Origin of the sequence: Pseudomonas sp. 18.1.10 (assembly GCF_024655625.1) — a bacterium.
GTDB lineage: Bacteria > Pseudomonadota > Gammaproteobacteria > Pseudomonadales > Pseudomonadaceae > Aquipseudomonas.
In genome coordinates this window covers 1-19,835 of sequence record NZ_JANLGL010000050.1, presented here as the reverse complement: position 1 = coordinate 19,835, position 19,835 = coordinate 1, and the positions used below count along the sequence as shown (strand labels likewise).

20 protein-coding genes are annotated in these 19,835 nt (G+C 62.8%); 9 read left to right on the top strand and 11 right to left on the bottom strand.

The genetic code is table 11. The features are described from left to right. Positions 1 to 25 precede the first annotated feature (25 nt). The 11 genes from flgL to flgB all read right to left on the bottom strand — a co-directional run bounded on the left by flgL (position 26) and on the right by flgB (position 9,835). Positions 26 to 1,222 (bottom strand): flagellar hook-associated protein FlgL, encoded by a 1,197-nt coding sequence (gene flgL, locus NUV89_RS11485; protein ID WP_257781390.1) that lies wholly within the window; start codon positions 1,220 to 1,222, stop codon positions 26 to 28. Positions 1,223 to 1,234: 12 nt separating this feature from the next. Beyond that, the gene (gene flgK / locus NUV89_RS11480; protein ID WP_257781389.1) at positions 1,235 to 2,839 is read right to left on the bottom strand and encodes a flagellar hook-associated protein FlgK; all 1,605 of its coding nucleotides are present in this window, start codon (positions 2,837 to 2,839) and stop codon (positions 1,235 to 1,237) included. A gap of 65 nt (positions 2,840 to 2,904) precedes the next feature. Next, a complete protein-coding gene (flgJ, locus tag NUV89_RS11475; protein ID WP_257781388.1) occupies positions 2,905 to 3,795 on the bottom strand; it encodes a flagellar assembly peptidoglycan hydrolase FlgJ in 891 nt (296 codons plus the stop codon). After that, a complete protein-coding gene (locus NUV89_RS11470) occupies positions 3,795 to 4,904 on the bottom strand; it encodes a flagellar basal body P-ring protein FlgI (protein ID WP_257781387.1) in 1,110 nt (369 codons plus the stop codon). The genes flgJ and NUV89_RS11470 overlap by 1 nt, the downstream gene beginning before the upstream one ends. A gap of 11 nt (positions 4,905 to 4,915) precedes the next feature. Beyond that, positions 4,916 to 5,572: a flagellar basal body L-ring protein FlgH gene (locus tag NUV89_RS11465; RefSeq protein ID WP_017735836.1), complete on the bottom strand. Its 657-nt coding sequence runs from the start codon at positions 5,570 to 5,572 to the stop codon at positions 4,916 to 4,918. Between the two features lie 14 nt (positions 5,573 to 5,586). Then, complete coding sequence (gene flgG / locus NUV89_RS11460; RefSeq protein ID WP_257781386.1) at positions 5,587 to 6,369, bottom strand: flagellar basal-body rod protein FlgG; 783 nt, start codon at positions 6,367 to 6,369, stop codon at positions 5,587 to 5,589. Positions 6,370 to 6,400: 31 nt separating this feature from the next. Continuing rightward, positions 6,401 to 7,138 (bottom strand): flagellar basal body rod protein FlgF, encoded by a 738-nt coding sequence (locus NUV89_RS11455; RefSeq protein WP_257781385.1) that lies wholly within the window; start codon positions 7,136 to 7,138, stop codon positions 6,401 to 6,403. 4 nt (positions 7,139 to 7,142) lie between these two features. Further along, entirely contained in the window at positions 7,143 to 8,291 is a 1,149-nt protein-coding gene (gene flgE / locus NUV89_RS11450) for a flagellar hook protein FlgE (protein ID WP_257781384.1), read from the bottom strand. A gap of 29 nt (positions 8,292 to 8,320) precedes the next feature. After that, on the bottom strand, positions 8,321 to 8,998 hold the full coding sequence (locus NUV89_RS11445; protein WP_257781383.1) for a flagellar hook assembly protein FlgD: 678 nt from the start codon (positions 8,996 to 8,998) through the stop codon (positions 8,321 to 8,323). 3 nt (positions 8,999 to 9,001) lie between these two features. Next, positions 9,002 to 9,409: a flagellar basal body rod protein FlgC gene (gene flgC, locus NUV89_RS11440; protein WP_257781382.1), complete on the bottom strand. Its 408-nt coding sequence runs from the start codon at positions 9,407 to 9,409 to the stop codon at positions 9,002 to 9,004. A gap of 15 nt (positions 9,410 to 9,424) precedes the next feature. Further along, positions 9,425 to 9,835: a flagellar basal body rod protein FlgB gene (gene flgB / locus NUV89_RS11435; RefSeq protein WP_257781381.1), complete on the bottom strand. Its 411-nt coding sequence runs from the start codon at positions 9,833 to 9,835 to the stop codon at positions 9,425 to 9,427. A gap of 162 nt (positions 9,836 to 9,997) precedes the next feature. On the opposite strand from flgB, the gene flgA reads away from it, so the two are divergent. The 9 genes from flgA to NUV89_RS11390 all read left to right on the top strand — a co-directional run bounded on the left by flgA (position 9,998) and on the right by NUV89_RS11390 (position 19,617). After that, a complete protein-coding gene (flgA, locus tag NUV89_RS11430; RefSeq protein ID WP_257781380.1) occupies positions 9,998 to 10,657 on the top strand; it encodes a flagellar basal body P-ring formation chaperone FlgA in 660 nt (219 codons plus the stop codon). Positions 10,658 to 10,737: 80 nt separating this feature from the next. Next, the gene (flgM, locus tag NUV89_RS11425) at positions 10,738 to 11,016 is read left to right on the top strand and encodes a flagellar biosynthesis anti-sigma factor FlgM (protein ID WP_257781378.1); all 279 of its coding nucleotides are present in this window, start codon (positions 10,738 to 10,740) and stop codon (positions 11,014 to 11,016) included. A gap of 27 nt (positions 11,017 to 11,043) precedes the next feature. Continuing rightward, entirely contained in the window at positions 11,044 to 11,475 is a 432-nt protein-coding gene (locus tag NUV89_RS11420) for a flagella synthesis protein FlgN (protein WP_257781377.1), read from the top strand. 85 nt (positions 11,476 to 11,560) lie between these two features. Further along, positions 11,561 to 12,091 (top strand): sigma-70 family RNA polymerase sigma factor, encoded by a 531-nt coding sequence (locus NUV89_RS11415; protein WP_257781376.1) that lies wholly within the window; start codon positions 11,561 to 11,563, stop codon positions 12,089 to 12,091. Then, on the top strand, positions 12,088 to 13,044 hold the full coding sequence (locus NUV89_RS11410) for a FecR domain-containing protein (RefSeq protein ID WP_257781375.1): 957 nt from the start codon (positions 12,088 to 12,090) through the stop codon (positions 13,042 to 13,044). The genes NUV89_RS11415 and NUV89_RS11410 overlap by 4 nt, the downstream gene beginning before the upstream one ends. A gap of 87 nt (positions 13,045 to 13,131) precedes the next feature. Then, a complete protein-coding gene (locus NUV89_RS11405) occupies positions 13,132 to 15,537 on the top strand; it encodes a TonB-dependent siderophore receptor (RefSeq protein WP_257781374.1) in 2,406 nt (801 codons plus the stop codon). A gap of 76 nt (positions 15,538 to 15,613) precedes the next feature. Next, positions 15,614 to 16,150, top strand: a complete 537-nt coding sequence (locus tag NUV89_RS11400) for a sigma-70 family RNA polymerase sigma factor (protein WP_257781373.1) — start codon at positions 15,614 to 15,616, stop codon at positions 16,148 to 16,150. Beyond that, entirely contained in the window at positions 16,147 to 17,112 is a 966-nt protein-coding gene (locus NUV89_RS11395; protein WP_257781372.1) for a FecR domain-containing protein, read from the top strand. Before NUV89_RS11400 ends, NUV89_RS11395 begins: the two co-directional genes overlap by 4 nt. A gap of 90 nt (positions 17,113 to 17,202) precedes the next feature. Next, on the top strand, positions 17,203 to 19,617 hold the full coding sequence (locus NUV89_RS11390) for a TonB-dependent receptor (RefSeq protein ID WP_257781371.1): 2,415 nt from the start codon (positions 17,203 to 17,205) through the stop codon (positions 19,615 to 19,617). Positions 19,618 to 19,835: the final 218 nt, after the last annotated feature.

Sequence of the window (19,835 nt, the reverse complement as noted above, 5' to 3'; positions counted from 1 at the left end):
CACAGTTTTTACCCGGTTCAACCCGTCAGATGTATTCGAACAGGGACATCTTCTGGATGCTGACAAACGTCTGCTGCGCCGCCTGTAACGCCACTTGCAGCGAGGTGTATTGCGTCACCGATTCGGTGTAGTCCGCATCCACCAACCCCGACAACCGCTCCGTGTAGCTCAGCGCCAGGTCGTCGCCGATGGTGTCGAGCACGTCCAGTTGATTGAGCCGCGAACCCACCGAGGTCTGCACCGTCAGTACCGTGTCCTGGGCATTGCTCAGTTGGCGGCTGGCGGTGGAGAGGGTGTTGTTCAGGTTGGCTCGGTCAGCGTCGGTTTCCACGGGGGTTTGCAGCACGGAGATCAGGTTTTTCAGGGTGGCGAACAGGTCCGGGTCGGCGTCGGCGGCTTTGCTGACGCTGATGCTGTCGCCGGCCACCGGGGTGCCGCTGAGGGTCAGGGACAGGCCGTTGACTTGCAGGGTGTCGCCCGAGGTGTAGGCCACCGGGGTGGCGCCGTCGAGGCTGTATTGCGCGGTGCCGTCGGCGGCGGTGCTGAAGGTCAGGCTGAAGCCGGTGCCGTAGTTCGCGTCCGTGGTGTCGGTGATGGTCGGGCCGCTGAAGGTGACGCTGCCACTGTTGTCGCCGGCTTCGGCGATAAAACCGGCGGAGCTGCTCACCGATTGGAAAATCGTCGCGCCGGTGTCGCCGCTGGCCATGCTTTGGGTGGAGCTGACCAGTTGCGTGACCACATTGCTGTCGCCCTGGTAAACCATGTTGCCGTCGGCATCCGCCGCGAACGCCGGGCTTTGGCTCTGGTAGCCGGAAAACAGGTAGTTGCCGTTGCTGTCAGTGGCGTTGGCCAGGGTGACGAGGGTGTCGTACACGCCTTGCAAAGAGGTGGCGATGGACTCGCGGTCGGCGTCGCTCAGGGTGCCGTTGTTGGCCTGCACGATCAGCGAACGCGCGCTGGTGATCGCATCGTTGATGCTGTCCAGGGTGCTTTCTTCCTGGGACAACGACGTGCTGATGCTGCTGCGCGCGTCGGCGTACTGCTCATTGGCGGCAATCGCCTGGCGCACGTTGACGGCTTGCGCGGCGGCCAGTGAATCGTCGGACGGCGTGACCACCCGCGTGCCGCTGGCCACTTGCTGGGCGGCGGTCTGGTAGGCGCTTTCCTGGGCCAGCATGGAACTGAGGCTCTGGTTGTAAATCGTCGCACTGCTCAGGCGCATGGCGGCGCTCCTTTAGTTGATGTCGAGGATGGTGTCGAGCAGGCTGGTGCCCACTTCAACCACCTTTGCGCAGGCCTGGTAGTACTGCTGGTAGACGATCAGGTTGGCCGCCTCTTCATCCAGGTTGACCCCCGATTCCGACTGTTGCAGCGTGGTCAGTTGTTCGGTGAGGCTGGTCTGGGTTTCCAACTGCCCGGCGACTTTGCTCGCGGTGCTGCCCACGTCGCTGACCAGCGCCGAATAGGTTTGGCTGAGGGTCTTGCTGCCGCCGACGATGCTGCTGGTTTGCAGGTTGAGCATGGCCAGGGCGTTGCTGTTGTCGCTGCTGCCGGTGGACGTGCCGGCGGCGATCAGGCTGCCGTCGCTGGTCAGGGTAGTGAAGCTGCTGGCGGCGTTGCGCGTGGGCAAGACCAGGAAACTGTCGCCATCGTCGGCGGTGCCGCTGATGGTCACGCTCATGCCGGCGAAGGTCAGCGTGCCGCTGTCGTAGGCGGAGGTGACGCTGGCGCCGGTGTCGTTGCGGGTCACGCTGTAGCCGTCGCTGCTGGAATAGCTGACGGTGTAGTCGGTGGCGGCGAGGGCGCTGACGTCGTCGTTGAAGGTGGCGCCCAAGATCGCGTCGCCGGTGTTGCGGGTGTTGCCGTAGACGCTGGGGTCGTCCACCGAGAACAGCGCGCTGCCGCTGTCGCCATTGAGGTCGATGCCCGACGCCTGCAAGGTGTTGAAGGCTTGGGTCAGGCTGACGGCGAGGATGCCCAGCTGGTTTTGCGCGTCGCTCAGGCTGTTGTCGCGAAAGTCCATCAGGCCGCCGAGGGAGCCGCCTTCAAACACCGCGTCGTCGAGTGTGGTGGTGTGGCCCGCGGCGTCCACGTAGGTGACCACGGTTTGCGTCGGGTCGCTGGCCGAGACGGCGGTTTGCAGGTCGAAGCTGCTGTTGCCCGACACCAGCGCCAGGCCGTTGCTCAGGGACACGGTGTAGCTGCCGTTGTCCTGGGTGGTGACATCCACGTCCACCAGTTCGCTGAGTTGGCTGACGAGCAAATCGCGTTGGTCGAGCAGGGTGTTGGAGGTGGAACCCAGGGCATCGCTCAGGCTGATCTTTTTGTTGAGCCCGGCGATCTGTTCGGTGAGGTCGTTGACTTGGCTGACCTGGTCGTCGATCTGGCTGTTGACGTCGTTGGCCATGTCGTCGAGGTAGCTGCCCAGCTGGGTGAACTGCGCGGTCAGGGTCTGCGCGGCGCCGATCACTTCTTCGCGGGCGGCGGTGTCGCTGGCGTCGGAGGTCAGGGTTTGCAGGGCCGAGAAGAAACTCTGCAGCAGCGTGTCGAGGCTGGCGTCACCGTCGGCGAGCAGGCTGTCGATCTGGTCGACTTGGGTCTGGTAGGTGGACAGCGCGCTTTCGGCGCTGATCGAGCTGTTGAGCTGGGTGGTGACGAACTGGTTGTATTGGCGATCCACACTGGAGATCTGCACGCCGCTGCCCGAGGTGGACTCGGAGAAGTTCGCCACCTGCAAGGTGTAGCCGGCCGTGTAGGCGTTGGTGGTGTTGCTGCTGCTGGTGCTGAGGGCGATCTGCGCGGCGGACAGGCCGCTGACGCCAATGGAAATAATGCTCATCGAGAAGCTCCTGGGCTACATGCTTGGCACTATCGGCCCGGCGAAGGGGTGAATTGACCCCTGGCCTATAAATCGTTGCGCGCTTGAGTGGTGTGCAAGGGACCGATGGTGGCCATCACGGAAATCAGCTTCTGCGCATAACGCGGGTCGGTGGCGTAACCGCCCTGTTGCAGGGCGATGGCGGCTTGCGGTGCGTCACCGGCCGTGCGCACGGCGGCGTAGCCGGGGCGGCTGCGCATCAGGCGCGCGTAGTCGCTGAAGGCGGCTTCGTCGCTGGCGTACACGCGGAAACTTTCCAGCTGCTTTTGCGCCTGGGCGTCGCTGTATTCGGTGGTCAGCACTTGGGTGGTCGCGCCTTGCCAGGCGCTGCCGGCCTTGATGCCGAAGAGGTTGTGGCTGTCGGCGCCTTGGGCGGTGGTGATGGTGCGTCGGCCCCAGTCGGTTTCCAGCGCGGCCTGGGCCAGGATCAGTTCGGCAGGCACGCCACTGTTGCGTGCGGCGGTTTGTGCCGGGCCGCTGAGGCGGGCGATGAAGGCTTGCACGTGCTCGGGCTGGTCGCTGTTGCTGGCGCTGACTTCGCGGCGTTTCCAGGCTTCGAACGGTGAGCGGGTCGGCATGTCGAGGAATGCGGTGGTGGCGGCGCTCAGCTCCGGGTTCTGTTGCGCGGCATAGCCGCTCAGTTGCCGGGTGAGCTGTTCGGCCAGGCCGATGCCTTTGCCCGACAGGCTCTGCGCCCATTGCTGGTCGAGCATTTCGGTGTACAGCTCGGTTTGCGAGTGGCTCGACAGCTCGGACTTGGGCACCGCCGCGCGCATGCTTTTAAGCATCATCTGGATAAACACCGCCTCGAACTGCTTGCTGGCCTCCTTGAGTCCCGCTTGCGGGTCCAGGTGGGCGCGGTTGCGCAGGTGATCGAGGCCTTGCACATCCAGGGCGAAATGATCGGCGCTCTTCATCAGATGATTTCCAGTTCAGCGCGCAGCGATCCAGCGGCCTTGAGCGCCTGCAAGATCACCATCAGGTCTTGCGGCGTGGCGCCGAGGGCGTTGAGGCCCTTTATCACGTCCATCAAGTTGGCCGTGCCTTCCAGCAGATGCAGGGAACCGCCCTGGGATTCGATGGAAATATTGCTCTGGGACGTCACGGCGGTCTGCCCGCCACTGAACGCACCGGGCTGGCTGACGGTGTTGGTGGTGTCGATAATCACCGACAGATTGCCGTGGGCCACGGCCGCGCGGTACAGCTTCACCGAGCTATTGATCACGATGGAGCCGGTGCGCGAATCGAGGATGACTTTTGGCCGCGCCTGGATCGGCAGCACTTCGATGCTTTCGATGCGTGCCATGAAGTTGGTGCGCTCGTTGGGCGACACCGGCCCCTGGATCTCGATCAGCCCGCCGTCGACGGCCGAGGCCACGGTGCGGCGCATGTCCAGGTTGATCGCGTAGACCACGCGTTGCGCGGTGGCGGAATCCGGCTCATGCAGGGACAGGCCGAGCAGGCCGTGCTCGTTGTTCAGGTTCAGCGCCACCGCGCGTTCGATGATTGCGCCACGGGGGATGCGCCCGCCTGCCAACTGGTTGACCGTCACGCTGCTGCCGTTGGCCGACGCGCCGGCGCCGCCCACCAGCAGGCTGCCTTGGGCCACGGCGTAGACTTCGCCGTCCGCGCCTTTCATTGGCGTCATCAATAACGTGCCGCCGCGCAGGCTTTTCGCGTTGCCGATGGACGACACCACCACGTCGATCTGCTGGCCGGGGCGCGACAGCGCGGGCAGGTTGGCGGTGACGATCACGGCGGCAATGTTGCGCATTTGCATGTTCGCCCCGGCGGGCAGGGTCACGCCCAGCTGCGAGAGCATGTTGGTCAGGCCCTGTTCGGTGAATGGGCTTTGGGTGGTCTGGTCGCCGCTGCCGTCCAGGCCGACTACCAGGCCGTAGCCCACCAGGCTGTTGGGGCGGATGCCGGCAAAGTCGGCGATGTCGCGGATCTGCTCGGCGTGCGCCGTTGCGCACAGCCACAACGGGCAGCTCAGCAGCAGGATTCTGACGGCTCTCAGGAACATGGCAGGGTCACTCAAAAAGGTGAAACGTTCAGCAGGATGCGGTGCAGCCAGCCCATGCGCTGCGCTTCGTTGATATAGCCATCGCCCACGTACTCGATGCGCGCCTGGGACACCTGGGTCGAGGACACGGTGTTCTCGCCGGTGATGCTGCGCGGGTTGACCAGGCCGGAGAAACGGATGAACTCGGTGCCCTGGTTGATCGCGATCTGTTTGTCGCCGCGCACCCGCAGGTGCCCGTTGGGCATCACTTGCATCACCGTCACCGAGATGGTGCCGGTGAACGAGTTGTTCGCCTGGGAGCCGCCGGCGCCGATAAAGTCGTGGGTGGTGGAGGCGTCCATGCCAAACGAGCCGACCTGGGAGGCGCGGGCCGAGGTGGTGGCGAACTTCAGCCCCATGGAGCCGGCGCGGCTGGCGTTGGATGAAGAGTTCTTGCTGGCGCTGACCTGTTCTTCCAGTTGGATGGTCAGCGTGTCGCCGACCCGGCGGGGGCGGCGGTCTTCGAACAGCGGCTGCGAGCCGAGGCTGCCTTGGTAGATCGAGCCGTTGGCCTGGCGCAACGGGTAGACCGGCGCCGGCAGGTCTTCTTCGGGCACCACCGGTTTGTGCGGCAGTTGATCGCAACCGGCGAGGGCCAGCACGCAGGCGAGTAGATACTTGTGAGCCATGGTGGGGATCTCGCTCAGAGCTGGGTCAGACGCTGGAGCATCTCGTCCGAGCTTTCGACGGCCTTGCTGTTGATTTCGTAGGCGCGCTGGGTCTGGATCATGCCGACCATTTCTTCCACCACGTTGACGTTGGAGGTCTCGACATAGCCCTGGGACAAGGTGCCGCCGCCGTTCAGGCCCGGGGTGGTTTCGGTGGGCGAACCGGAGGCGTCGGTTTCCAGGTAGAGGTTCTGGCCGATGCTTTGCAGGCCGGCCGGGTTGATGAACAACGCCAGGTTGAGCTGGCCGACCTGGGTCGAGGTGGACGCACTTGGCGTGGTCACCGAAACGATGCCGTCGGTGCTGATGGTGATCGCGGTGGCGTTGGCCGGGATGGTCACGCCGGCCGAGAGTTTGTAGCCGTTGGAGGTGACCATCTCGCCGTTGGAATCGAGCTGGAAGCTGCCATCGCGGGTGTAGCCGGTGCTGCCATCGGGCATGTCCACTTGGAAAAAGCCCAGGCCGTTGATGGCCAAGTCCTTGGAGCTGCTGGTCTGTTCCAGGTTGCCCTGGGTGTGCAGGCGTTCGGTGGCGACTTCGCGCACGCCGGTGCCGACCTGCAAGCCGGAGGGCAGGCGCGTGTCGGTGCTGCTTTGCGCGCCGGGCTGGCGCACGTTCTGGTACACCAGGTCTTCGAACACCGCGCGCGAGCGCTTGAAGCCGTTGGTGCTGACGTTCGCCAGGTTGTTGGCGATCACGTCCATTTGCCCTTGTTGGGCTTCGAGGCCGGTCTTGGCCGTCCACAGTGAGCGGATCATCGTTTGGTTCCTTGTCGGTGCAACGGTGCGCTCAGCTCAGGGACAGCAGGCTGTTGGCGCTCTTGGCGTTTTCGTCGGCGGTGCTGATGGCTTTCATCTGCATGTCGTAGCGGCGCGAGTTGTCGATCATCGCGACCATGGCGCTGGTGGGGCTGACGTTGCTGCCTTCCAGGGCGCCGGGGGCGACGCGCAGGGTGTCGTCGGCGGGCAACGGTTGCGCGTTGGCGGTGCGGAACAGCCCGTCGGTGCCGGGCTGCAAGGTGCCGGGCAAGGCCGAGACCAGCTTCAACTTACCCACCGGGCTTAAGCCGCGCGGGCTCATGCCCAGTTCACGCACGCTGATGGTGCCGTCGCTGCCAAGGGTGACTTCGCTGCCCAGGGGCACGGTGACCGGGCCGCCGTCGCCGATCACCGGGCGGCCGCCCACGCTCATGGCGCCGGTGCCGTCCACCTGCAAATCGCCGCGCCGGGTGTAGGCCTCGCTGCCGTCGCCGGCCTGCACCGCGAGCATCACGTTTTCGCCGAGGGCCACGTCCAGTGCGCGGTCGGTGTGCACCACCGGGCCTTGGCTCCAATCGACACCGATGCCGTTGGCCGCCACCGAAACGCGGGTCGGCAGGCCTTCGCCGGCAACGGGTGAAGACTGCATCTCCACCAATTGCGCACGAAACCCCGGCGTGACGATATTGGCCAGGTTGTTGGCGACCACGGCTTGTTGTTCGAGGGCCTGGTTGGCGCCGCTCATGGCGGTGAAAAGCATGCGGTCCATAGGGTCAGGAACCGATGTTCACGGCTTGCTGCAAGACTTCGCTTTGCGCCGTCACCGACTTGGCGTTGGCCTGGAAGTTGCGCTGGGCAATGATCAGGTTCACCAGCTCGGCGGTCAGGTCGACGTTGGAGTCTTCGGTGGTGCCGCTGAGGATCGAGCCCAACGAGCCGCTGCCGGCCACGCCGAGCAGGGCCTGGCCGGACGAGGACGTGGCCAGCCAGGTGTTGTCGCCATTGGCTTTCAGGCCGTTTTCATTGCTGAAGGTGGCGAGCTGGATCTGGTCGATGTTCTTGGTCTGGTCGTTGGAGTAGGTGGCGACCACGGTACCGGTTTCGTCGATGCTGAAACTCACCAGGCTGCCGGAGGTGTAGCCGTTCTGCGAGATGTCGGACACGGCCGAGTCATTGCCGAACTGGGTGGTGCCGGTGAGGTCGAGGGTGATCGACAGCTCGGCCGCGCCGTTGGCCGGGTCGTAGGTGTAGGTGCCGGTTTCGCCGCTGGTAATCAGGCCGCTGGCGCTGAAGCCGACGGTCTGGGTCTGGGTGAGCAGGTTGCCGTCGATGGCGGTGTGCACTTCCCAGGTGTTGTCGGCGGTCTTGCTGAAATACAGGGTGCTGGTGTGGCTGATACCGAGGGAATCGTAGAGCGTGGCGCTGGTGGAATAGGAGTAGGTGGACGAATCGGTCTGGTCGAAGGTAGCGGTGAGGGTGTCTGCGCTGGCGTCCAGGTTCAGCTCGGCGTCCAGCTCGGTGCTGGCGCTGGCTTGCAGGCCGGTGGTGGGGATCTGGATCACGCCGTTGACGCCGAGCAGTTGGTCGCCGGCGGCGTTTTCCAGGTAGCCCTCGGCCGTCAGGGTCAGCTGGCCGTTGCGCGAGTACACGGTTTGCGTGCCGTCGGTGAAGGTGAAGAAACCGTCGCCGTTGATCGCCAGGTCCAGGGAGTTGTCGGTGGTGGTCAGGCTGCCGGATTCGAAGTTCTGCACCACGCCGGAAACCTGGGTGCCCAGGCCCACGTCCGCGCCGGAATACACATCGGCGAACTGCGTGGTGGAGCTTTTGAAGCCCACGGTCTGGGAGTTGGAAATGTTGTTGCTGACCACGTTGAGGTCGGTGGACGCCGCCGACAAGCCACTGAGCGCTTGGGAAAAAGCCATGGTGTTGCTCCTTTATATAAGTGGGCGAGTCAGAGGACGAGGCTGATGTCGCTGAGGGCGACGTTGTCGTTGACGCCGCCCAGGTCCAGGGCGACCTGGTTGCTGCTGTCGGTGGTGACGCCGGTGACCAGGGCGTATTTCAGTGCCGTGCTGGTGACGGCGACGTCGCTGGCGGTGGCGCTGATGGCGAAGGTGTAGGCGCCGTCGGCGGCGGTGCTGCCGTCATCGTTCAGGCCATCCCATGACAGCGCTTGGGTGCCGGCACTCATGCTGCCTTCATCAATGGTGCGCACCACGGTGCCGGTGCTGTCCTTGATGGTGACGGTGACGTCATCGGCGGCGCTGTCGAGGGTCACGCCAAACGTGGTGGCCACGCCGTCGCCGACCTGGATAGTGTTGCCGTCGATCAATACGCCGTTGCCCACCAGCGCCGAGGCTTGCAGGGTTTCGGCGGCGCTGATCTGGCTGGAGATGCCTTCCAGCGTCGAGGTGACGTTCTCGATGCTGCTGATGGTGCTGATCTGCGCGAGCTGGGTGACCATCTCGCTGTTGTCCATCGGGTCGGTGGGGTCCTGGTTTTGCAGTTGGGTGGTGAGCAGGGTGAGGAACTGGTCCTGCAAATCATCCGCCGCCGAGGTGGTGCTGTCGGCGGTGCTGCTGGTGCTGTTCATGCTCGACAGCACCGAGCTGGCAATCGTACTGGTCATGGTTTACGCCTCACCTAGGGTCAAAGTTTTCAGCATCATTTCCTTGCTGGTGGACATGACTTCGACGTTGGCCTGGTAAGAGCGCGAGGCGGAGATCATGTTGACCATTTCGCCCACGGGCTCGACGTTGGGCATGGTCACGTAGCCGGATACGTCGGCGAGCGGGTCGCCGGGGCGGTATTCCTGGCGCATCGGCGAGCCGTCCTCTACCACCTGGCTGACGCGCACGCCGCCGATGTTGCTGCCCGCCTGGTATTGGGATTCGAAGACCACTTGGCGTGCGCGGTAGGCGGCGTTGTCCGGGCCGCTGGTGGTGTCGGCGTTGGCCAGGTTGCTGGCGGTTACGTTCATGCGCTGGGACTGGGCGCTGAGCGCGGAGCCGGCGATATCGAAAATGCTGAACATCGACATGGTGCTTTCCCTGGATTATTCGGACTGCATGGCGGTCTTGAGCGACTGCAAGCGGCTGGTCAGGAACGTGAGGCTGGCCTGGTAGCGCACGGCGTTGTCGGTGAACTGCGCGCGTTCGCGGTCCATGTCCACGGTGTTGCCGTCCAGGCTGGGTTGGTCGGGCACGCGGTAGAGCAAGTCGCGGCTGGACAGGCTTGTGGACGAGGCTTGCAGGTGGCGGTCCGACGTGGTGGCCAGGGCCATGCCGCTGCCCATGTGCGGTTTTTGCAGAGAACTGGCCAGTTCGGTGGAGAAGTCGAAGTCCCGCGCGCGGAAGTTCGGTGTGTCGGCGTTGGCGATGTTATTGGCCAATACCTGCTGTCGCTCAGCCCGCAAACTCATTGCGTCCTGCTGAAAGCGCAGCTCGTTGTCGAGCTTGTCGATCATGGTTGCGGACCTGTGCATCAAATAAATGAACGGCTCGCAGGTTAGTCCCAAGGCTGCCTGGGCAAAGGCCGAAACAGGCGGCTATTTGGGGGCTAATTCCGGCCTTGCCCCGTGGGCCGGGCGACTAGAATTCGGCGCTTGGAAGCGCGGAGGGCGGGGTTGATGAGGTGGCGATCAGGCGGTTTGGTGTGTTTGCTGTGTAGCGCCCTGGCCCAGGCGGATGGGCTGGAGGACAGGGTGCGCGCGGTGATCGCGCAACGCTTGCCACCGCGTGCGCAGTTGCTGGCAGTGGATCTCGGCCAGCCGGCTACGCGTATCGTGGACTGTGCACAGCCGCGCCCGTATCTGGTCCACCCCGAGCAGAACGCATTCGGCCGGGTGGCGATGGGCGTGCGCTGTGGCAGTGAGGTGGCGGGTTACCTGCAAGTCAGTGTTCGGGTGGTGGGCGACTATATAGTTGCGCGCCAGCGCATCACGGCGGGGGAGGCGATCAAGGCACCGATGCTGGAAACCAGGCGCGGCCCGTTGGAGCGCTTGCCCAAGGGCGTGCTGTTCGATACCGCGCAGATCATCGGGCGCCAGGCCAGCCGCAACCTCAGTCGCAATGTGGTGCTGACCCAGAACAGTGTGCGCGAGCGTTGGCTGGTGGAGCGCAACCAGCAGGTGACGTTGCAGGCCGAGGGCGCGGGTTTCACCATCAGCCGCGAGGGCAAGGCGCTGGACAATGGCAGCCTGGGCAGCACCGTGCGGGTCTTGGGCAGCGACGGCAAAATGCTCAGCGCCCAAGTGGTGGGCCAGAACGCGTTGCGGCTGCGCTACTGAGTTATTTCGATCAACGGGCAAAGTTTGCCTTTGCGATTGCCGATAGTTGACCCAACCCCACAGCAGATGAAGCTTCTAACGTGAAAATCATAAGTGCGAACCTGACCAACCCCCCGGCGCCCGTCGACAGCCAAGCGCCCGGCAGCCAGCGCATCGAGTTGCTGGCGCTGGAAGCCACCGTCGATGACGGCGTGCAGGTTTCCAGCAGCAGTGCCGAGACGCGCGTCGAGAGTTCGGCGGATGTGGACATGGATAAAGTCGCCGCGGTGCGCCAGGCGATTGCCGGCGGTACGTACCAGGTCAGCGCCGATTCGATCTTCGACGGCCTCGCCGCCAGCGTGGGTGAAACCGTCGAATGAGCGCGCATTGATGAGGTGCAGGTGCCTATGAGCCTGGGCAAACATCTGCAAGTGCAGCAGCAGGCGATTGAGCAGTTGGTGCAGTTGCTGGAGCAGGAACGGTTGGCGTTGGCCCAGGCCAAGGTCGAGGGTGAACGCTTGCAGGAGCTGACGGCGAGCAAGCAGGCGGCGTTGCTCAAGCTGGAGCAGCTGGAAGCGATCCGCAGTGGCGCGCAATTGAAGCTCGGTTATGGCAGCGGTCGCCAGGGTGCATTCAAGGCAGCCGAAGATGCCGATTGCCTGGCGGCGTGGCGACAGGTGCAGGCGTTGGCGCAGCGGGCGCGGCAGCTCAACCTGGCCAATGGTGGGGCGATCCGCCAGCGCATGGCCTGTAATCAGAAGATTGTCGGGTTTTTGAGCAGCCTGGGGGGTGACCGGTTGTATGGGCCGGATGGGCGCACGCAGCGGGACAGCCCTTGAGTCGGGCTGCTGGTAACTTTTCCCCGTTGTGGTGGTTATCTTTTCTTATTACCATTGGGAACAATTCTTATTCGTAGGGCTGCCCATGCCCCCGCTTCCCGAGTCCTCTCCCTTCACCGTTGGCAGCCTGTATTCGGCGCACCATGGCTGGATTCAACGCTGGCTGGCGCGAAAACTCGGCAATGTCAGTGACGCCGCCGAACTGGCCCACGATGTGTTCGTGCGCTTGCTGACTCATCCGCGCGAGTTCGGCAGTGACGGGCATGCGCGGGCGTACTTGAGCACGCTGTCGCGTAACGTCTGTGTGGATTTTTTCCGCCGCAAGCAGGTGGAGCAGGCGTGGCTGGAGGTGTTGGCGAGCCGGCCGGAACACTGTGCGCCGTCGGAAGAACACCGGGCGCTGGTGCTGGAAGCGCTGGTGCATTTGCAGGCGATGCTGGATCGCTTGCCGGTGAAGGTGTCCGAGGCGTTCTGCCTGGCGCAGATCGATGGCTTGAGTTACCGCGAGATCGCGCTGCGTATTGGCGTGAGCGAGCGCACGGTGACCAAGTACATCGGGCAGGCGATGTTCCAGTGCATGGTGCTGGAAGCCGAACTGGACGGCGCCTTGTCGTGAGCACGCCTTCTGCTGGCCTGGACTATGCCGCGTTGCAACAAGCCGCTGACTGGTTTGCGCGCCTGAGTGCCGAGCCGGAGGCGCGGCATTTGCATGACGCGTGGCGCCAGTGGCATGGGCGCAACGAGGTCAACCGGTTGGCCTGGAGTTATGTCGCGCGGGTGAGCCAGCGGTTTGCGCCGTTGCAGGAGGATGTGCCGGGGGCGAACCAGACGCTGGCACACCTGCGCGGTTCGCAGCGCTCGCGGCGGCAGGTGTTGCGTGGGTTGTCGATTGTCATGGGCAGCGCGCTGCTGGGCTGGGGGAGCTGGCAGCAACGGGGCGCCTGGACCCGTGATTTCCACACCGGTGTTGTGCCGCTGGGCGAACAGGTGCTGGCCGACGGTACGCGGATCTGGCTCAACAGCGGCACGGCGCTGGACGTCAACTTCAGTGCCGCGCAGCGCGAGTTGAAGCTCTACAGCGGTGAGATCCTGATCCATACCGGCAGCGACAGTCGCCCGTTTGTGGTGGAGACCGCGCAAGGTCGCCTGCGGCCTTTGGGCACGCGGTTCAGCGTGCGCGAACACGATGGCCGCACGCAGCTCAATGTGTACGAAGGCCGTGTGCAAGCGGCCTGTGGCGATAGCGACCAGACGCGCATCGTGCCAGCGGGGCAGGGCGTGGGCTTTGACCGCCACAGCCTGTCGGCGCTGCATCCTGCGCAACCCGGGCGCGAGGCGTGGGCGAAGGGGCTGTTGATGGCCAACGATATGCGCCTGGCGGACTTTGTCGGTGAACTGGCCAGCTATCGCCATGGGCATTTGGGGGTTGATCTGCAGGTGGCCAACCTTCGGGTGATGGGCACGTACCCCTTGCAAGACACCGATCAGGCGCTGGCCATGCTTGCGCAGGTGTTGCCGGTGCGCATCGAGCGGCGGTTTGCCTGGTGGGTCAACGTGGTACCGCGCTGATTTTTTCGTTTGTGCTTCCGGTTTTGCGTTCTCATTCGAATTAGAGAAGGACAACGGCTTGATGCCTCCTTCGACCGGAACTGTTTTATGCCTTTATTCCTGCGTAACTCTCCCCAGCCTCTGGCCCTGGCGATTGCTTTGGCCTTGGCCGTGCCCATCAGTCTGAGCCTTGTGCCATTGGCGGCTGCCGCTGAACAGGCGGTGCAGCGCTTCGACCTGCCCGCCGGCGCCTTGGCCGATCAGCTCAATCAGCTCGCCGCCCAAAGCGGCGTTTATCTGGCGGGCAATGCGGCACTCACCGCCGGCAAGACTGGCCCGGCGCTGCATGGCAGCTACTCGGTGGACCAGGCGTTGCAGGTGCTGCTGGCGGGCAGCGAGCTGACGGTGGTGCAGACCGGCGAGGGGCGTTATCAAGTGCAGCCGGGGGCGGGCGGTGCCGTGCAATTGGGCGCGATCTCGATTTCCGGCATGGCGCCGGGTTCGACCACTGAGGGCACTGGCCTTTACACCACCTATTCGTCGAGCAGTTCGACGCGGCTGAACCTGACGCAGAAAGAAACGCCGCAATCGGTCACGGTTATCACTCGCCAACGTCTTGATGACCAGCGGCTGACCAACCTCACTGAGGTGCTGGAGGCCACGCCGGGGATTACGGTGCTGCGGGTGGGCGTCGGCGCGGAGAACGATACGTACTGGTCCCGTGGTTTCCAGATCAACAACTTTGAGATCGACGGGGTGCCGACGTCGGCACGCCTGGATAACACCACGCAGAACACGGCGATGTACGACCGTGTGGAAGTGGTGCGCGGTGCCACGGGGTTGATTAGCGGGTCGGGCACGCCGTCGGCGACCATCAACCTGATCCGCAAGCGCCCGACGGCCGAGGCGCAGGCCAGTATCACGGGGGAGGCGGGCAGTTGGGATCGTTATGGCACGGGGTTCGATGTGTCCGGGCCCCTGACCGACAGCGGCAATATCCGTGGGCGCCTGGTGGTGGACTATAAGAAGCAGAACTCGTGGGTGGATCGCGTCAACACCGATTCGCAGATGGTCTACGGGATTTCCGAGTTCGACCTGAGCGATGCGACGATGCTGACGGTGGGTTTCAGCTATATCAACAATCAGGTGAATGACCCGTTGCGCACCGGTTTCCCGATGTTCTACAGCAACGGCAACCGCACCACCTTCAGCCGCTCGGCCAACAGCGCGCCGGATTGGGCGTATAACGATCGCAAGCAGACCAATGTGTTCAGCTCTATTGAGCATCAGTTCGATAACGGTTGGAGCGGCAAGGTTGAGGTCAGCCATACGCAGAACCAGTTCGATGAGCTGATTAACTATATGAATGGCAGCATCGACCAGGAGACGGGGGCGGGTGCTTATCTCTATCCCAATCGCTGGTCGGGCACGCCGCGCCAGAACAACCTCGATGCGTATCTCACCGGGCCGTTCAGCCTGTTTGGGCGTGAGCATGAGTTGATCGCTGGCGTGACCATGTCGCGTTACCACGAAAACACGCCAAGCCATGGCGGCTGGTTTGGCAGTTGGACCGGTTACGACGGCACCGTGCCGAACATCTTCAATTGGAGCGGCAGCGGCGCGAATGTGCCGAACACCACGCCTGTGGGCAAGACCCATATAGAAGAGAACCAGTATGCGGCGTACCTGACGTCGCGTTTGCATGTCACCGACAACACGGCGGTGATTCTTGGCAGCCGCGTGACTGACTGGAAGCGCAGTAATGAAGTGGTGACCTACGCTGACCCGAGCCAGAACACGCAGAGCAAGGAAACCCGCAACGGTGTGTTCCTGCCGTATGCCGGTATCGTGTATGACTTGAACAGTACCTGGTCGCTGTATGCCAGCTATACCAAGATCTTCAACCCCCAGGCCTACGGTATTCATGACGCGAGCTATAAGGCGTTGGACCCGCAGGAAGGCACGGGTTATGAGGTCGGGGTCAAGGGCAGCTTCAACGACGACAGACTCAACGCGAGCCTGGCGCTGTTCAAGATCGACCAGGACAACCTGCCGGTGTTTGTCGGTGACCCGGACATCTACCGTGCGGAGCAGGGGACTACTACCAAGGGTGTGGAGTTGGAGTTCAACGGTGAGCTGAGCGACGGCTGGCAAGCGTCTGCCGGTTACGCCTACAGCGTCAGTACCAACGCAGATGACCAGCGCATTGTTACCACCAGCCCGCGTCACAGCCTCAAGACCTTTACCACTTACCGCCTGCCGGGCGTGTTGGACAAGGTGACGGTGGGCGGCGGGGTGAACTGGCAGAGCAAGACCGGGATGGATTTGCATACGTTCGAGCAGGGCAGCTATGCGCTGACCAACCTGATGGCGCGGTATGACATCAGCCGCAATCTGAGCGCGACGTTGAATGTGAACAACGTGTTTGATCGCAGTTATTACGCTTATGCGGACAGTTGGAGCGTGTACGGTGCGCCGCGTAATGTGATGACCAGCTTCAAATATACGTTCTGACTTGCCAATTGCGGGGGGCGATGCATCAAAGTTACACTTGCTAATCATTCTTATTAGAAAGCAAGGCACGCTCTCCATGAAGGTTCCGCCTGGTGCTCCTGTTCTCAGTTCCAGCCTGGAGGCGCTCTACCGCTCACACCATGGCTGGATGCAGCAGTGGCTCCAACGCAAGCTGGGCAATGCCAGCGATGCGGCGGAGCTGGCGCATGACGTGTTCGTGCGCTTGTTGGCCACGCCGCGCACGTTCAACGATGACGAGCATGCGCGCGCTTATCTTGGGCGCATGTCGCGGCATATGTGTGTGGACTTCTGGCGCCGTCGGCGCATCGAGCAAGCGTACCTGGACGTACTGGCGGCGCAGCCTGAGCATCAGGTGCCGTCGCTGGAGTATCAGGCGATCATCCTGGAAACCCTTGGGCAGTTGCAGGCCATGCTGGAGCGGATGCCCAAGCGGGTGGCCGAGACATTCCTGCTGGTGCAGTTGCAAGGTCTGACGCAGCGTGAAACGGCGCAGCGGCTGGGGGTGAGCGAGCGCAGTGTGAACAGTTATCTGGCGCAGGCGATGTATCAATGCCTGCTGTTGGAAGTCGAGCTGGCTGGAGCGCTGATATGAACCCGGCCGCGCCCGATCATCGTGTGCTGCAAGCGGCGGCCAGCTGGTTTGCGCGCTTGCATGCACAGCCGGATGACCCCAGCGCCCACGGCCAGTGGCGGGCATGGCTGGCGGAGGATGCTCAGCATCGGCTGGCGTGGCAGTACGTCGAGGGCATCAACCAGCGTTTTGGCAACCTCAGCGGTAGTGCCGATCAGGCGCATCAGGTGTTGACGACGTTGCGCCGTGATCGCGTTTCACGCCGAACCTTGCTCGGCAGTCTGTGTGTGGCGGGCATGGGTGGGCTGTTGGCGTCGGCGGGTTGGCGACAGGGCTGGCTGGACTCGCCGCGTGCTCTGTTTGCGACCTATCGCACCGGGTTGGGTGAAGTGCGGCCGATCCGCCTGGCCGACGGCAGCCAGCTGTGGCTCAACGGCGCGACGGCGCTCGATGTGCACTTCGATGAGGGCGTGCGGCAGTTGCGGTTGTATCGCGGTGAAATGCTCATCGAGACCGGTACCGATGTGCGCCCTTTGCAGGTAGTGACGCGGGCCGGGCGCATGCAACCGCTGGGCACCGTGTTTGGTGTGCGGGCCGAGGGCGTGCAGACCACGTTGAGTGTATTTGGTGGCGCGGTGCAGGCTACTTGCGCAGACAGCGGCCTGCAGGTGCGGGTCGCGGCGGGCCAGGCAATGGTGTTCGATGCCCAGGCCGGTGGCGCGTTGGTGCCAGCGCAAGCTCGGCGTCAGGATTGGCGTCGCGGCGTGCTGGTGGCTGAGGACCTGCCGCTGGGCGAAGTGGTGCAGACACTTGGGGATTACCGTCAAGGTCATCTCGGTATCGATCCGGCGCTCGCCGGTTTGCGCGTGGTGGGGACCTATCCGTTGCTCGACAGTGACCGCGCGCTGGCGATGCTGGAGCGGGCGCTGCCGATTCGGGTGGTGCGTACGTTGCCTTGGTGGGTGTCGGTCGAGGCGCGTTGAAAATAATCCGAAAAACTTTTTCCGGTTTTGCGCGGCTCGCTCGCTTGGTTGGATGACGCTCCTCCATTCGACTTGCGAAAGGATTCATTCATGCTGTCTCGCACTACCGTTTTCTCACGCCGCCATCCCCTGGCTCTGGCTGTGGTCATGGCTTTGGCCGTTGATGTCGTTTCTGCCCAGGCCGACAGCCCGGGCGCTGCTGCCCAATTGCAAACCTTGGAAATCCCGGCAGGCCCGCTTGCTCGTCAGTTGAACCTGCTGGCAAGCCAGGCGGGGATTCTGATCGGGGGGGATGCCACGCTCACAGCCAATAAGCAGAGTCAGGCGGTGCACGCTTCAAGCGTCGAGCAGGCGCTGGCGCAGATGTTGGCGGGCACTGGCGTACAGGCGGTGCGCACCGGGGAGGGTGAGTTTCAACTGATCGTGCAACCGGCAACGGGTTTGACACTGGGGGCCACCACTATCACCGGCCAGGGCTTGGGGGCGGTGACGGAGGGCAGCGGGTCGTATGCGACCGGGCGCTCGTCCACCGCCACCAAGCTGGCGATGTCACTGCGTGAAACGCCGCAGTCGGTGACGGTCGTTACCCGTCAGCGCATGGATGACCAGAGCATGAAGAACCTCGACGACGTGATGCAGAGCGCCACGGGCATCATGGTGGTCAAGAATGGTGGCGAGCGTTCCTTGTACCAGGCGCGTGGGCAGTTGGTGGACAACCTGCAGATCGATGGCGTGCCGACCAATATCAGCAATGCGTATTCGATGGATGCGATTTCCAAGCCTACCACCGACATTTATGACCGGGTCGAGATTGTGCGCGGCGCCACGGGCTTGATGGAGGGGGCGGGGACGCCGTCGGCGTCGATCAACTTGATCCGCAAGCGTCCAACGGCCGAGCCACAGGCGCTGATTGAAACGTCGGTGGGTTCTTGGGACGACTATAAGACGATGGTGGATCTGTCCTCGCCCCTGAATGAAGAAGGCACGTTGCGTGGGCGATCAGTGATTTCCTATAACAATGCCAACAGCTACCTGGATACCGCCCAGAAAGAGAACCAGCTGTTCTATGGCATCCTCGAAGCCGATGTGAGTGAGTCGACGCTGGTGACCCTCGGTTACAGCTATCAGAAGGAGCGCAATTCGGGGTACGACTGGTCTGGCTTGCCGATCCATACCGATGGCACGTTCTATCCGCTGTCACGTTCGACATCGCTGACGGGTGACTGGAATCATCTCGACAAGCGCAACACTACGGTCTTTACCGATATCCAGCACACCTTTGCCAATGATTGGAAAGCGGTGGTGGTGGTGAATCAGATGTGGTCCAAGGCGGATTTTCTGGGTAACTACACCTGGCCTGCTGGCAACACTGACCAGTTCACCCTCAACCCGCGTCATTTCCGTTATGACGATACTCAGACCAGCATCGATGGCTACGCGTCCGGTCCGTTCCAGCTGTTGGGTCGTCAGCATGAGCTGATCATCGGTGGGAACTGGCGCAAGGATGACTTCGATTACCACGGCGGTCGGGATGCGACTTACCGCTATGTGGTGGATATGAACGATGTGGGGGCCTTTGATCCGCCTGCGCCGACGGCGCTGAATGTCAACCAGTGGAAATACAACCGTACGCAGGAACAGAAGGGTGTCTATATAGCAGGGCGCTTCAGCCTGACCGATTCTACAAAGCTGATCCTTGGGAGCCGTTTGAGTTGGGTCAGCTACGACAGCCTGGATAGGGTGAGCCGGCCAGTAACAAACCACTACTCCAAGAGCGGTGAAGTCACTCCTTACGCGGGCCTGGTCCAGGACCTGACCGAAAACCTGACGGCTTACGCCAGCTATACCGAGATTTTCAAGCCGCAGAGCAACCAGGACATCACGGGCTCGGTGCTTGAACCCATGACTGGCAGCAACTATGAGCTTGGGCTCAAGGGCGAGTTCTTCGACAAGCGTCTGCTGGGTTCGATTGCGCTTTACCAGTCCGATCAGACTGGGCGTCCTGAGTTGGTGGCCTGCGAGCGCGACTGGTCCTGCTACCGTGCTTCCGACAAGGTGCGCAATCGCGGTTTCGAGTTGGAGGTCAATGGGGAGGTGACGTCGGACTGGAACCTCTCGGCGGGTTACACCTACAACCAGTCCAAATATGTCGGGGGTGAGCAGAAGGGCGATGATTTCAACAGCGCTGCGCCGCGTCATCTATTCAAGCTGGCTACCGACTACCGCCTGCAGGGTGCGCTCAACCACATGCGGGTTGGCGGCAGCTTCTATGCACAGAGCACGATGGTGCAGAGGGAGTATGGCAAGGCGTACAAGATCCAGCAGGATGCATACCACTTGACCAACCTGCATGCGGTCTATGAGATCAATAAGAACCTGGAGCTGCAGTACAACCTGGACAACGTATTCGACAAGAAGTACTACCAGACACTGGGCAACCCCAATTACTGGAACTTCTATGGTGAGCCGCGCAATTTCAACATGACGCTGCGCGCGAAGTTCTGAGGGCGCTGAAGGCTGCCGATGCGGGCGAATGGCAGTCGCCTCAAGAATGTGAAGAAAAGGGTTGACGGCGAATTGTAACTGTCTATAATTCGCCCCACTTCCGGCGCAGTCGAAACGGAAAACTCCTTGGTAAACAATGAGTTATGTAGGTTTCGACAGCAGGTTGCTTCAGTTCATCGAAGCGCGAAGGAAGTTGAAAAAGAGGTGTTGACAGCAGC